Origin of the sequence: Pseudomonas kitaguniensis (genome assembly GCF_009296165.1) — a bacterium.
In the GTDB taxonomy this organism is placed as follows: domain Bacteria; phylum Pseudomonadota; class Gammaproteobacteria; order Pseudomonadales; family Pseudomonadaceae; genus Aquipseudomonas; species Aquipseudomonas kitaguniensis.
Genome location: NZ_VUAZ01000049.1, coordinates 1 through 13,699, shown reverse-complemented (window position 1 = coordinate 13,699; position 13,699 = coordinate 1). Strand labels below are relative to the sequence as shown.

Annotated in this window: 12 protein-coding genes; 2 read left to right on the top strand and 10 right to left on the bottom strand. The window is 60.8% G+C overall.

Annotated elements, in window-relative coordinates; genetic code table 11:
• Window positions 1–69 precede the first annotated feature (69 nt).
• The 5 genes from F0169_RS09270 to F0169_RS09250 form a co-directional block, all read right to left on the bottom strand.
• Window positions 70–1,392, bottom strand: coding sequence for an OprD family porin (locus F0169_RS09270; protein ID WP_058414259.1), 1,323 nt, complete (start codon window positions 1,390–1,392; stop codon window positions 70–72).
• Window positions 1,393–1,741: 349 nt separating this feature from the next.
• Window positions 1,742–3,106, bottom strand: a complete 1,365-nt coding sequence (locus tag F0169_RS09265) for a heavy metal sensor histidine kinase (RefSeq protein ID WP_172979382.1) — start codon at window positions 3,104–3,106, stop codon at window positions 1,742–1,744.
• Complete coding sequence (locus F0169_RS09260) at window positions 3,096–3,803, bottom strand: heavy metal response regulator transcription factor (RefSeq protein ID WP_152746322.1); 708 nt, start codon at window positions 3,801–3,803, stop codon at window positions 3,096–3,098. Before F0169_RS09260 ends, F0169_RS09265 begins: the two co-directional genes overlap by 11 nt.
• A 31-nt stretch (window positions 3,804–3,834) precedes the next feature.
• A complete protein-coding gene (locus F0169_RS09255; protein WP_152746321.1) occupies window positions 3,835–6,930 on the bottom strand; it encodes a multidrug efflux RND transporter permease subunit in 3,096 nt (1,031 codons plus the stop codon).
• Window positions 6,927–8,093 carry an efflux RND transporter periplasmic adaptor subunit gene (locus F0169_RS09250; protein WP_152746320.1) on the bottom strand — a complete coding sequence of 389 codons (1,167 nt, stop codon included), beginning with the start codon at window positions 8,091–8,093 and terminating at the stop codon, window positions 6,927–6,929. The genes F0169_RS09255 and F0169_RS09250 overlap by 4 nt, the downstream gene beginning before the upstream one ends.
• A 217-nt stretch (window positions 8,094–8,310) precedes the next feature.
• On the opposite strand from F0169_RS09250, the gene F0169_RS09245 reads away from it, so the two are divergent.
• Together F0169_RS09245 and F0169_RS09240 are read left to right on the top strand one after the other, a co-directional pair.
• Window positions 8,311–8,544 (top strand): hypothetical protein, encoded by a 234-nt coding sequence (locus F0169_RS09245; protein ID WP_152746319.1) that lies wholly within the window; start codon window positions 8,311–8,313, stop codon window positions 8,542–8,544.
• A gap of 157 nt (window positions 8,545–8,701) precedes the next feature.
• Window positions 8,702–9,496 (top strand): transporter substrate-binding domain-containing protein, encoded by a 795-nt coding sequence (locus F0169_RS09240; RefSeq protein WP_082649072.1) that lies wholly within the window; start codon window positions 8,702–8,704, stop codon window positions 9,494–9,496.
• A gap of 226 nt (window positions 9,497–9,722) precedes the next feature.
• On the opposite strand, the gene F0169_RS27355 is transcribed toward F0169_RS09240, so the two are convergent.
• The 5 genes from F0169_RS27355 to F0169_RS09215 form a co-directional block, all read right to left on the bottom strand.
• The gene (locus tag F0169_RS27355) at window positions 9,723–9,947 is read right to left on the bottom strand and encodes a hypothetical protein (protein ID WP_172979381.1); all 225 of its coding nucleotides are present in this window, start codon (window positions 9,945–9,947) and stop codon (window positions 9,723–9,725) included.
• Window positions 9,948–9,976: 29 nt separating this feature from the next.
• Window positions 9,977–10,720 carry a YkgJ family cysteine cluster protein gene (locus tag F0169_RS09230; protein ID WP_152746317.1) on the bottom strand — a complete coding sequence of 248 codons (744 nt, stop codon included), beginning with the start codon at window positions 10,718–10,720 and terminating at the stop codon, window positions 9,977–9,979.
• Window positions 10,721–10,828: 108 nt separating this feature from the next.
• On the bottom strand, window positions 10,829–11,311 hold the full coding sequence (locus F0169_RS09225) for a GNAT family N-acetyltransferase (protein WP_172979380.1): 483 nt from the start codon (window positions 11,309–11,311) through the stop codon (window positions 10,829–10,831).
• 3 nt (window positions 11,312–11,314) lie between these two features.
• On the bottom strand, window positions 11,315–12,217 hold the full coding sequence (locus tag F0169_RS09220) for a chemotaxis protein CheV (RefSeq protein ID WP_058414250.1): 903 nt from the start codon (window positions 12,215–12,217) through the stop codon (window positions 11,315–11,317).
• Between the two features lie 153 nt (window positions 12,218–12,370).
• Complete coding sequence (locus F0169_RS09215; RefSeq protein WP_152746316.1) at window positions 12,371–13,345, bottom strand: 2-hydroxyacid dehydrogenase; 975 nt, start codon at window positions 13,343–13,345, stop codon at window positions 12,371–12,373.
• Between the last annotated feature and the right edge of the window lie 354 nt (window positions 13,346–13,699).

Genomic DNA, 13,699 nt, shown 5'->3' with positions numbered 1-13,699 from the left:
TGAAGATGCTGGCAGTTTAGTTCTACGCGACGAAAATTGATTCACTGCTTTGCAAGAAACCGCCGCGGTTTAGAACACGTTGATCGGATAGTCCACGATTACCCGGTATTCATCCACATCCCGGTCCACCGCCGAATAGCCGTTACTCCCACGGTTTTCGGCCCACTGCAGGCGTACCGCCAAGTTCTTCGCCTTACCGCCTTGCACCACGTATTTCACGTCGATGTCGCGTTCCCAATGCTTGGCGTCTTTGCCATCAGCGCTGTACCACGTGCTGTAGCCACGGCTGTTGGGGTCGACTTTGGTGAGGTCGGTCTTGCCGCTGATATACGACACGGCAGACGTCAGCCCAGGCACGCCGAGGCCGGCGAAGTCGTAGGCGTACTTGAGTTTCCACGAACGCTCGTTGGGGCCGTTGAAATCCGAGTACTGCTGGGAGTTGTCCAGGTACACGCTGTCGCCTTGGGTGATGTAGTCGAACGGCGTGTCGCCGTGTACCCGCTGGTAGGCGGCGGTGACGCTGTGGTTGCCCACGCCCACGGTGAAATGCAGGCTGTAAGTGTTGTTGTCGATGTTGCCCAGCAGCGATTGGCCGGTGTCCTGGGTGTGGTAGTAGTGCAGGCCCGGGTTGAGGCTTACCCAGTCGTTCAGCGCGTAGGTGTAATCCAAGTCGTAGTAATACTGGTGCCACACGTCCTTGAGTTCGGAGGCATACAGGTTGCTGGTCAGCCCCGGCAGGCCGCTGAAAGACACGCCAGCCCAGTTCAGGTGCTGGCTGTCGGCAGTGTTCGGCAGCGCGCCGTAGCTGGTGCCGATGCGCCGGTGGCCGCTCTGGTTGTAGAGCTTGGTGAAGCTGGCCTGGCCGCCTTCGAACATCCAGCCGTCAAAGCTGTGGTTGGTCAGGCTGACGCCACGAAAGGTCTGCGGCAACATGCGCGTCATGCCGCCGGCGATCACCGGGTTATTCAGGAACAGGTCGCCAGCCTTCAACTCGGTGTCCAGGGCACGCATTTTCAAGGTGCCGCCTGCGGTCGAGAACGAACCCGGTGCTTTACCGTTGCCACTGCCGTAGGGAAGGATGCTGGAGCCGTCGGTGCCGCCACCGCCGTCGAGTTTCAGGCCGAGCATGGCGTTGAGGTCCAAGCCAAAGCCGACTGTGCCTTGGGTGTAGCCGGATGTGAACGTGCCGAGAAAGCCCTGGCCCCACTCTTTGCTGTCATCGGTATGAATGTCGCGACGGTCACGGTTCATGTAGTAATTGCGGGTGTTGATCGTCAGGTGTGAGCCTTCGATAAAACCGTCGGCCGGCGCGGCGTCTGCTGCGTGGGCGAGGGGGGCGATAATTGCTGTGATCGCTAGGAATAGTGGGGTTAACGTCAGCGAGTTCTTCACTGGGGGAGCTCCTTTGATCAATCGAAAACGGCCAATGTCGTGGGGGTGTGCCTGGCCTTTTTTTGCGGCAAAAAAAAGCCGCTTGAGTCAGCGGCTTTGAGACGGAATCCCAGGTTAGAGCCCTAAGATTCAGTCGATGTGGATTCGAGCAAGCGGAAGCTGTCTTTGCCGTCGCGCTCATGCTTGCTTGAAAATCAAGCAGTTGAGCGGCGGGGGCGGAGTGTAACAAGATAATGACTGTTGCCCAAATCGCAACAGTCAGACTGAAAGGAATGGGGCTCTACCTGATGAATGCAGCGCCAATGCTGGGAGCATTTTTGACTGAGTTCGGCCCTGTGATTCAGCTCAGCTACACCGGCAAGGTAATGCCAAAGGTATTACCGCCGCTCTCACTGCGCACGAACACGTCCCCGCCATGCATCAACGCAATCGCTTTAACAATCGCCAACCCCAACCCATGGTTCGCCCCGCTGTTACTGCGCGACGCATCCACCCGATAAAAACGCTCAAACAGCCGTGGCAAATGCTCGCTGGCAATCTGCTCGCCGGGGTTGGTCACGCCAATCGTCACCTGACGTTCGCGCACGTCAATGTTCACCTCGATAACCTGCCCCGGCGCGGTGTGCTGCACCGCATTGCTCAGCAGATTAATCAGCGCACGGCGCAAGTGGGCTTTTTCGATGTGCACCAAGGCATCACCGTTTACCCGCACGTTGACTTGGGCGTCTTCCAGGATGAAATCCAAGTAGTCGAGCGTGGTCGCCACTTCATCGGCCAGCGAGCTTTGCGTCAGTTTGGTCGCCTTGCTGCCCTGGTCGGCGCTGGCCAGGAACAGCATGTCATTGATGATCGAACGCAAGCGTTCCAGCTCTTCAAGGTTGGATTGCAGCACCTCGAAATAATGCTCGGCCGAACGGCCACGGGTCAGCGCCACTTGGGTCTGCCCGATCAAGTTGGTCAGTGGCGAGCGCAGTTCGTGAGCCACGTCGGCATTGAACGACTCCAGGCGCGAGTAGGCCTGCTCCACGCGGTCGAGCGTGGCGTTGAACGAGTTGACAAACTGGCTCAGCTCCGGCGGCAGCGGCGACAATTGCAGGCGCCCGGAGAGTTTTGGCGGCGCGAGTTTCTGCGCCTCGTCCGATAGTTTGCTCAGCGGCTTGAGGCCGATACGCGAGACCCAAAACCCCAGTAGCGCCGCCAGCACCACGCCGACAAACGCCAGGCCGATCAACGCGATCAGCAGTTGGTGCTGGGTGGCGCGGAAGTTTTCGGTGTCGATGGCGATCATAAAGCGCAGCGGCGGGCGTTGGTCTTTGGCCGGGAACTGGCTCACCAAGACCTTGAACGGGTATTCACGCTCCGGCAGGCGCAAATCGCGCTTGCCGGTCGGGCCTTCGGCGAACGCACGTATCTGCGCATCAGGGTTGCCGTATTCGTAGTTCGGATCGCTGCTCACCACCCAGAAGCGGATGCGCTTGTCTTCCTCGCCCAACAGCTTGAGTTTGGCCTTGATCTTCACCCAATGCTCCGGCGTGCCGAAGCGGCTGACCGAGGATTCAAGCACGCTGTAGCGCGCATCCAACTCGGCGCCCGGCAACAACCCCAAGCCACGGTCGACCTGTTGATAGAGTGCGCCGCCGATCAATACGAAGATCAGCAGCGCCACCAGCGTGAACATGCCGCTCAGGCGCAGCGCGATGGAGTTAGCCGCCACTGTGGTTCTCCAGCACGCGGCTCTGCAGCAGGCGGCTTTCCAGTACGTAGCCCATGCCGCGAATGGTGTGCAGCAGTTTTTCTTCGAACGGCCCGTCGAGTTTGGCGCGCAGGCGCTTGATCGCCACTTCGACCACGTTGGCGTCGCTGTCGAAATTGATGTCCCAGACCATTTCCGCAATCGAGGTTTTCGACAGAATTTCACCCTGGCGCCGCGCCAACACGCTGAGCAGCGAGAACTCTTTGGCGGTGAGGTCCAGGCGCACGCCGTTGCGACTGGCCTTGCGGCTGATCAGGTCGATCCACAGGTCGGCGACGGTGACTTGCACCGGTTCGTGGCCGCCGCTGCGGCGGGTCAGCGCTTGCAGGCGCGCCACCAGTTCGAGGAACGAAAACGGCTTGCCCAAATAATCGTCAGCGCCTTCGCGCAGGCCGCGAATGCGGTCTTCCACGCGCTCGCGGGCGGTCAGCATGATCACCGGCGTCTGCTTGCGCGCGCGCAATGCGCGCAACACGCCGAAGCCATCGAGGCCGGGCAGCATCACGTCGAGCACGATCACTGCGTAATCGTTCTCCAGCGCCAGGTGCAGGCCTTCGACGCCTTCGCGCGCCACGTCGACGGTGTAGCCTTGCTCCGTCAGGCCGCGGTGCAAGTAGTCCGCGGTTTTTTCTTCATCTTCAATAATCAGGACTCGCATGAGCCTTTTGCTCCAGGGCGGGGCCTCAGCCTCAATGTGTGGTCGTCAGCGCCAGCGCTGGTTTGGGCCTGTGGAAAAACTTCTCCAGGTACAAGTATATGACCGGCGTGGTGAACAGCGTCAGCGCTTGGCTCACCAGCAAGCCGCCGACCACGGCAATACCCAGCGGCTGGCGCAGTTCTGCGCCTGGCCCGGAACCGAGCATCAGCGGCACCGCACCGAGCAACGCTGCGAGGGTGGTCATGATGATCGGCCGAAACCGTGTGACGCATGCCTCATAAATCGCCTCCTCGGGCGGCAACCCGCGCACGCGCTGGGCTTCCAGGGCGAAGTCGATCATCAGGATGCCGTTTTTCTTGACGATACCGATCAGCAGCACCAGCCCGATCAACGCCATGATCGAAAAGTCCTGGCCCAGCAGCCAGAGCATGATCAGCGCGCCCAAGCCCGCCGAGGGCAAGGTCGAGATGATCGTCAGCGGGTGCACAAAACTCTCATACAGCACACCCAGAATGATGTAGACAGCCACCAGCGCGGCCAGAATCAGCCACGGCTGGCTGGCCAATGAGCTCTGAAACGCTTGCGCCGCGCCCTGGAACGAGCCGATCAGAGTGGCCGGCATGCCGATTTCGTTCTTGGCCTGGTTGAGCATGATCACGGCATCGCCCAACGCCACGCCGGGCGCCAGGTTGAAGGACAGGTTGGCCGCCGGGAACATGCCGTCATGGCTGATGGACAACGGCCCCACGGTTGGCGGGTCGACGTTGGCGACTGCCGACAGCGGCACCATTTCGTTGGTCAGCGGTGAGCGCAGGTAGAAGTAGTTCAGGCTCTCGGCACGGCCGCGTTGCTGAGTGTCGAGTTCCAGCACCACTTGGTACTGGTTGATCTCGGTCTGGAACTCGTTGATCTGGCGCTGGCCGAAGGCGTCGTACAGCGCCTGGTCAACGTCGGTCGCCGTCAGGCCGAAGCGCGCGGCGGCTTGGCGGTCGATGCTGATGTGGGTGATGCTGCCGCCCAGTTGCAGGTCGTTGGACAAGTCGCGGAAGGCCGGGTTGGCGCGCAATTTTTCGGTCAGGCGCTGGGTCCAGGTGTTCAGCGTCGGGCCGTCGTTGCTTTTAAGCACATATTGGTACTGAGCGCGGCTGGGGCCGGAGCTCAGGTTGATGTCCTGGCCGGCGCGCAGGTACAGCACGATCCCTGGCACCTTCGCCAGTTGGGGGCGGATGCGGTCGATGAATTGGCTGGCGGACACGTCGCGATCACCACGGTCTTTCAAGGCGATCCAGAAGCGGCCGTTGGCGATGGTCTGGTTGCTGCCGGTGACGCCCACCGAATGCGAAAACGCCTCCACCGCAGGGTCGGCCTTGACGATCTCGGCGAGCGCCTTGTGCTTGGCGACCATGTCCGGGTACGACACATCCGCTGCCGCTTCGCTGGTGCCCAGCACAAAACCGGTGTCCTGGACCGGGAAGAAACCTTTGGGGATAAACACGTAGCCGACCACGGCCAGTGCCAGGGTCACGGCAAAAATCGCCAGCATGCTGCGCTGATGCGCCAGCGCGCGGCGCAGGTTGCGCGCATAACCGGCCAGCAGGCGTTCGCTGAAACCCGGTTTGTCGTGAACAGGATGGGTCGGCGCGCGCATGAACAGCGCGGCCAGGGTGGGCGCCAGCGTCAGCGAGACCACCACCGAAATCAAAATGGTCGAGGTGGCGGTCAGCGCAAACTCCTTGAACAGCCGCCCGACCACGCCGCCCATGAACAGCAGCGGAATAAACGCCGCCACCAGCGAGAAGCTGATCGACACCACAGTAAAACCAATCTCGCTGGAGCCCTTGATCGCCGCCTCACGTTTGCTTAAACCCGCCTCCAGGTGGCGGTGAATGTTCTCCACCACCACGATGGCATCGTCCACCACAAACCCCACCGCGATCACGATGGCGACCAGCGTGAGGTTGTTGAGGCTGAAGCCCATCACATACATCAGCGCGAAGCTGGCGATCAGCGACACGCCGAGCACGCTGGACACAATCAGCGTGGCCGACAACTGGCGCAGGAACAGCGCCATCACCGCCACCACCAGCAAGATGGCGATCAGCAGGGTCACTTCCACTTCATGCAAAGAGGCGCGAATGGTCTTGGTGCGGTCGGTCAACACGCTGACCTGCACCGAGGCTGGCAACATGCCTTGCAGGCGCGGCAGCTCGGCTTGAATACGGTCGACGGTCTCGACGATGTTGGCGCCGGGCTGGCGCGAAATCACCAGGTTGACCCCCGGCGTGTCGCCGGACCAGGCCTGCACGTAGGCGTTTTCCGAACCGTTAACGACTTTGGCGATGTCGCGCAGTTGAACCGGTGCGCCGTCTTTGTAGGAAACGATTAACCGGGCGTATTCATCCGGGTGAAACAACTGGTCGTTGGTCGACAGCGTCGACACGCTGTTCTCACCGTAAATCGCGCCCTTGGCCAGGTTCAAACTGGATTGCTGGATGGCCACGCGCACGTCAGCCAGGGTCAGGCCGATGGCCGCAAGTTTGTCGGGCGAGGCCTGCACGCGAATCGCCGGGCGCTGCTGGCCGGTGATGTTGATCTGGCCGACACCGTCGATCTGGCTGATCTGGCGCGCCAGCAAGGTTTCTACGTAGTCGCTCAGTTCGGTGCTGGGCATGCTGCTTGAGCTGACGCTGAGGATCAGCACCGGGCTGTCTGCCGGGTTGACCTTTTTCCAGGTCGGCAGGCTCGGCATATCGCTGGGTAACTTGCCGGACGCGGTATTGATTGCGGCCTGCACTTCCTGCGCTGCGGTGTCGATGCTTTTGCTCAGGGTAAATTGCAGGGTTAACAGGCTGGAGCCCAAGGCGCTGCTGGAGGTCATTTGCGTCATGCCGGGGATGGCACTGAATTGCACCTCCAACGGCGTTGCCACGGATGACGCCATGGTGTCCGGGCTGGCGCCGGGCAATTGCGCGCTGACCTGAATCGTCGGGAACTCCGCTTCCGGCAAAGGCGCGATGGCCAGGCGCGGGAAGGCAATGGCGCCCAACAGCACCAGGGCAAAGGTCAGCAGCAGGGTGGCGACCGGGTGGTCAACGCACCAGGCGGACGGCGAAAGGCGGCTGCTCATCGTTGCACCTTGGCATCGACGGTCTGAATTACCTGCGGCGGTTCCTTGAGCACTTCGACCTGGGCACCGGCCTTGAGGCGCGACTGGCCATCGCTGACCAGCACATCGCCGGCTTGCACGCCCTTGATGATGTTCAGGTCGCTGTTCTGGTAGACCACCTGCACCGGCACCACCTCAACTTTGTCAGCGTTTACCCGGTACACAAAATGCGTGTCCAGGCCACGTTGCACCACGGTCGGCGGCACTACCAAAGCATTTTTGTCGAGGGCGGTTTGAATCTTGATGGTCACCAGTTGCCCCGGCCACAGGCGCTGCGAGGCGTTGGTGAACTCAGCCTTGGCGCGCAAGGTGCCGGTGCTGGAGCTGATCTGGTTGTCAATCAGGCTCAAGTGGCCTTCACCGAGCAAGTCGCCGGTCTGGCCGTCGGTGTCGGCGCCCAGGTAGGCATCGACGCTGGCCTGGGCAGGCGCCGCGATCAGGCCTTGCAGGGTCGGCAGCATCTGTTGCGGCAAGGAAAACTCGACGCTGATCGGGTCGATTTGCGTCACGGAAAACAGGCCTTGGGCGTCACTCATGCGCAGGAAGTTGCCTTCATCCACATTGCGAATGCCGACGCGACCTGTGACCGGCGAGCGAATTTGCGTGTAGGAAAGCTGCACCTGAGCCGAATCAATCGCCGCCTGATTGCCCTGCGCCGTGGCCTTCAGTTGGTTGACCAGCGCTTGTTGCTGGTCATAGGTCTGCTTCGACACGCCGTTGTCGATGCTCAGTTCCTTGTAACGTTTGAGGTTCACCAGCGCCACTTGCAGTTGCGCCTGGCTTTCGCCGAGTTGCGCCTTGGCCTGGTCGAGGCTGGCGCGGATCGAACGGTCATCAATACTCGCCAACAGGTCGCCGGCCTTGACCTGTTGGCCTTCCTTGACCAGCAATTGGGTGAGGATGCCATCGACTTGCGGGCGAATCACCACACTGTGCATCGACAGCACCGAGCCGATACCACTGACAAACCGCGGCACGTCCTGTTGCGTAACGCTGACCACGCGTACCGGAATCGCGGTGGGCGCCGCCAGTTTGGTCTTGGCCGGCCGGGTCAGTGCCCAGGCTGCAATCGCCACTACCACGACGACACCCACTATCAGGGCAGTTTTGCGTTGAATGTGCATGGGATTACGCCGTAGGCGCGGTTGCAGGTTTCTAGCTGCAAGCCGCAAGTTAGAATGTGTATGAGTGCTTTATAGCGCTATAAGCCGGTCAGGATCGTGACGGCTAACTGACAGCCGTGACAGCTAACGTTGTTAACCTGTCGCTTGAAGCTTACCGCTTGCAGCCCCGGCCCCGGTATACTCGCGGTTTTACACCTATAGCTGCGCCGGAGCCCTTATGACTTCCCCGACACAACCGCCTGTTGAAGCGACCGACCTCGTCGACCCGGCCGACGCTGCAAGCGTTGAACAAGCCGAGATCCCGGCGTTCAAGTTTCCGTTCAAACCGGGTGAATTGGCCGGGGCCAAAAATGCCGCCCAGCCCCGGTACAAAAATGGCGCTAAAAACGGCCATACCAAGTCGCCAGGCATGGCTCCGCCGGGTACTCGCCGTTCGATGGGTAAACGCTGAGGCTAAAAATCCGTACACCGTATCGGCATTTGCCTACAACGCTTGCTGATAATTCTGCTTGTAGCGCTACGGTCGGTTCTAGAAAGCTTGCATCACATTGGCTTCGCCCCGGTTTTTTGGGGCCGGGGCGTGGTGACGCTGGTCTTTCTGGAAAAGGATGTTCGCTGTGGTCTTAGTACGGGTCTCTGTTGCGCCTGCCTTATTGGTCCTGGCCGCTGTTTTTTGCGCCCCTGCGACAGCTGAAGAATCACCGCGCGCCCTGCGTTTCGCGGTCGCCGCGCAATTCCCGCCTTTTCAAAGCCGTAATCAGCAAGGTCAGCTGGTGGGTTTGAACATCGATTTGGGCAATGCCTTGTGCCAACAGCTCAACGTGCGCTGTACCTGGGTCGATCAGGTTGTCGTGGAAAATTTTGCAGCCCTGGAGGCCCGCCAGTTCGATGCAATCATGGGCATAGCCGCCACGTCGAGGCGGCGCCAACGGGTGAATTTCACCGATAATCTTTATCCGTTCACCACCCGCTTGGTGGCGCGCAAAACATCAGGGTTGCTGCCGACCGTGCGCTCGCTCAAAGGCAAGCGCGTCGGCGTGCTGCTGGGCAGCAACCGTGAAGCGTTTGCTCAATCCCACTGGGCGCCGTCCGGCGTGAGTATCCAGAGCTTTTGGCTCAACGATGAACTGGCTCGCAGCCTGGTGGCGGGCCATATCGATGCGACGTTGCAAGGCACCGTAGAAATCCGCCAGGCATTGCTCGACACCACTGAAGGCCAGGATTTCGACTTTCTGGGCCCGGCGGTGTCGGCTGATCTGCTTGGCGACGGCGTGGCGATTGCGCTGCGCAAGCCTGATACCGAGCTGCGCGATCAACTTAACCATGCGCTGGAACAACTCATGCACAGCGGCGAGTACCAGCGAATTCTTGCGCACTACCGACTGGAAGCCAGCGATGGCTAACGGCGGCAAACGCCACCAGGGCGCTAACGCGTCTACCCCTACTTTGGGAATTTGCCTACGAACTAAACAGGCGAGTCGCAGTTAAAGACCGGCCAGTGCTTGTTAAAACGTCTGCGGCGTTTTGGCCATGCGTTACGTGGCCCGCATGCCTCACACTACTTTGGCATTGGACGGGTATATGACTACGGCAAGACAACTGCTGACACTGACGACGTTTTTTCTGATTTTACTGGTCGGTGCGGGCTGCGCGGTTGCGCCCCCAGCCGATAACCTGCGGCCCGAAATACGCTTCGGGGTCGAGGCGGATGTACCGCCCCTTAAATTCCACGACGCCCAAGGTGAACTCGCAGGCCTGAACATCGAGTGCTACGCGCAAAGCCACCCCTGAACTGACCGCGGCGCTGAACAAGGCACTGCAACGCTTGAAAGACACTGGCAAATACGCGGCCATTACCCTGGCTTACCTGGGCCCGTCGCCGGTTAAGCGGCGCGCAACGAGATAAACGCATAGTTGGCCGGCACCTCGGTGGCAAGCTGCGCCCCGGCGTCGAGCAATTGTTCGGCGATGTCCATCCCGGAGACGTGGAACACCCACTCATTGGCCACGCTCGGCTGGTCAGCGGCCAACTCGATTGCCTGCGCAAACGCGTGCATGTCCGGCAGGTACGCGGTAAACCCGTCGCCCTTGAGCGCCGTGGTGCGAATACCCAGCAAGGCGCACACCGCCTCCTTGGTGTGCACGTCGTCACGGTCGGCCTGGCGTGAGCGGCTGATTAAGTCAGCCAACTCCAGGTCCACCAATTGCCCACCGACGATCAGCGCAGGGCCTTGTTCCCAGGATTCCGGCGGGCAGTCCTTGGCGGCAGGGCTGAGCGGGATGTGCGGGTTGATCTCCATCGGGTAGATGCGGCACACCAGCGGGCGACGTTCATAGATGCGGCACAGGTTGTCTTCGTCAAGATTCCGGCAGCGCCCCGTGTTGTAGGCGGCAAAGGTAATCGCCACAAACGCCTCGGCGCTGCCGCAAGGCACAACCACCGAGCGCCGCTGCGCGTGTTCGCGTTGTTGCACGGGCAAGCCCAGGCCGGTGCCCAGAAAACCTTCCACCAGAACGATGACGTTACCGCCGTCCGCCGCCCACTGGCGGGCCTCTTCGAGGGTCAGTGGCACATGATGGTCGGTGCAGCATTTGCCGCAACCCACGCAGGAAAAATGAGTGTTCATGGAGGTTCTGTCACCAGGCAAGGTCAGAGGGCACTCTTGAACAGTGACGGGTTTTTACCTCTTCGCACTGCTCACACACTTGGCAAGCAAGTTATGCGCCAGCGACGGTCAGGCCTCGGGCATCCGGTCGCGCAGCACAAACACCATGCCCGCGCTTTCGTACAGTTGCCGGGCGCGCGCGTTGCTTTCGCGCACCTTGAGGTCGACCCACGGTTCGCCGCGCTGCTTGAACACCGCAAAAGCCTGCAGCAACAACGCGCGGCCCAGCCCTTGGCCCTGCGCGGCGGGGTGTATGCACAGGTTCTTGATAAACGCGCTGGTCCAGCAGTGCGCGACGCCAAGAATGCCGTCGCCATGACTGGCCACCAGGCACAGCGTCGGGTCGAACTCGGCATCGGTCAGGAACCGTTGGCGCCATTGCTCAAGGCTGGCGACACGGCCGCCGCCTTGCGCCTCGCCCAAGCGCAACACGGCATGAATCGCCGGGGCCAGTTCGTCGCGGTAATGCGCCAGCCGAGTACCCGCCGGCCACTGCGGCGCGGGCAGGCTGCCGGTGAGGTCGCGGCGCAACAGTTGAAAGTACTCCGCCACTGTTTACAGGCCTTTTTGCGCCACGGTCTGCGCAGCAATCACCAGGCATTTGGTCAGTTCGGGCGAGGAAAACTTCGTCAGCACCGCGTCGGCCCCGGCCAGGCGGGCTTTTTCGCTGTTCATGGCGCTGTCCAGGGAGGTGTGCAACAGCACGTAAAGCTCCTGGAAATCCGGGGTTTCGCGCAGGGTGCGGGTGAGGGCGTAACCGTCCATTTCGGACATTTCGATGTCCGATACCATCACGTTGATCTGCTCGACAGTGCCCTGCAATTCCAGCAGCACGTCAATCGCTTCCTTGGCGCTGCGGGCGGTGTGGCACGTCAGGCCGAGGTTGCGCAAGGTGTGGACCGATTGCTGCAAGGCCACTTGGCTGTCGTCTACTACCAAAATTCGCGCGTTGCCCAGCACTTCGGCCTCTTCCATGGTCAGGTCGGTCGGCGCCACTTCAATCGGGGCCGGCGCGATACCGTGGATAACCTTTTCGATGTCCAGCACCTGCACCAGCCCGCCTTCAACCTGAGTAACACCGGTGATAAACGAGCGATTGCCGCCGGAGCCATAGGGCGGCGGGCGAATGTCGGTGGTCAGGCAGTGCACAATTTTGCTCACCGCTTGCACGTGCAAGCCCTGCTTGGAGCGGCTGACATCGGTGACGATCAGGCAGCCGCCGTTCGGGTCTTCCAAGGGCATTTCGCCCAGCGCGCGGCTCAGGTCGATCACCGACAGCGACGCACCGCGCAGGGTGGCGATGCCTTTGACGTGAGGGTGCGACTCCGGCAGCTTGGTCAGCGGTGGGCAGGGGATAATTTCGCTGACTTTCAACAGATTGATGGCCATCAGCTTGCCGCTGCGCAAGGTAAACAGCAGAAGCGAGAGTGAGTCTGCGCGGGCTTTGGTGGTGGACATAAAAACCTTCTGTGGATCAGGGAAGACAATCTATAGAGGGTTATCGACTTGTCAGCGCCAGGCTTTAACCGGATTTGATGATCGTTGTCACCAGCGCAACTGATCGTTCTCACGCAGAGCACGGGAACGATCATTCGCCTGGAAGTGGTGGTGTCAGCCTTTCCACACCTGCGGGTTCACCAGGTCCTGCGGGCGCTGGCCGAGCAGGGCGCTGCGCAGGTTTTGCAACGCGCGGTTGGCCATGGCTTCACGCGTTTCATGGGTGGCCGAGCCGATATGCGGCAAGGTCACGGCGTTGCTCAGTTGGAACAGTGGCGACTCAGCCAGCGGCTCCTGCTCATACACATCTAGTCCGACGCCACGAATGCGTTGGCTTTGCAGGGCTTCGATCAGCGCCGGTTCGTCTACGACCGGGCCACGCGAAATGTTGATCAGGATTGCGCCGGGCTTCATCAGGCCCAGCTCGCGCGTGCTGATCAGGTGGCGAGTCTTCTCGCTTAACGGCACCACCAGGCAGACGAAGTCCGACTCGGCCAGCAATTGGTCGAGGCTGCGAAATTGCGCGCCCAGTTCCTGTTCCAGCGCGGGTTTGTGGCTGTTACCGCTGTACAGGATCGGCATGTTGAAACCCAGTCGCCCACGCCGGGCCACGGCTGCGCCGATGTTGCCCATGCCGACGATACCGAGGGTCTTGCCGTGTACATCGCAGCCGAACAATGGCGCGCCGACGCTGGCTTTCCACTGGCCGGCCTTGGTCCAGGCGTCCAGCTCGGCCACGCGGCGCGCGCTGCTCATCAGCAAGGCAAAGGCCAGGTCGGCGGTGCTTTCGGTGAGTACATCGGGGGTGTTGGTGAGCATGATCCCGCGTTCGTTAAAGTACGCTACGTCGTAGTTGTCGTAGCCTACGGAGACGCTGGAGACCACTTCAAGCTTGCTCGCGCCTTCGAGCTGCGCGCGGCCGAGTTTGCGGCCTACACCGATCAGGCCGTGGGCGTGGGGCAGGGCTTCGTTGAATTGAGCGTTGAGGTCGCCGCGCTTGGGGTCCGGGGCGATGACGTCGAAATCCTGTTGCAGGCGTTCGATCATTTGCGGGGTGACGCGGCTGAAGGCGAGGACGGTCTTTTTCATGGCAGGCGGGCTCATCGACTACTGAAGAATGGTAAGCACGCTAACATTGCTGCCGTTTATTGTCAGGACGCTGAGTGGTTGGATTGGATCTTTGATGTGGCGCTTTCGCGCAGCAAGCGGGTTCGATGTGTTCTTTGGATTTTCGTACATATCCGTTGTCTGGGTGATGGTTTGTATCGGTTCCGCTCTTACAGCGAGTCACTTTTGAAAGGACCGGAAGCCGGCCTGAGTGGTTGAAGCAGATCAAGGGCGGGTTTTGCATACATGGCAGACTGCTTTTTTTGCTTTTTGTTGGGAGGGGGCTTGCTCCCGATAGCAGTTTTTACAGTTGATACATGAGTTGACTGACCCAAC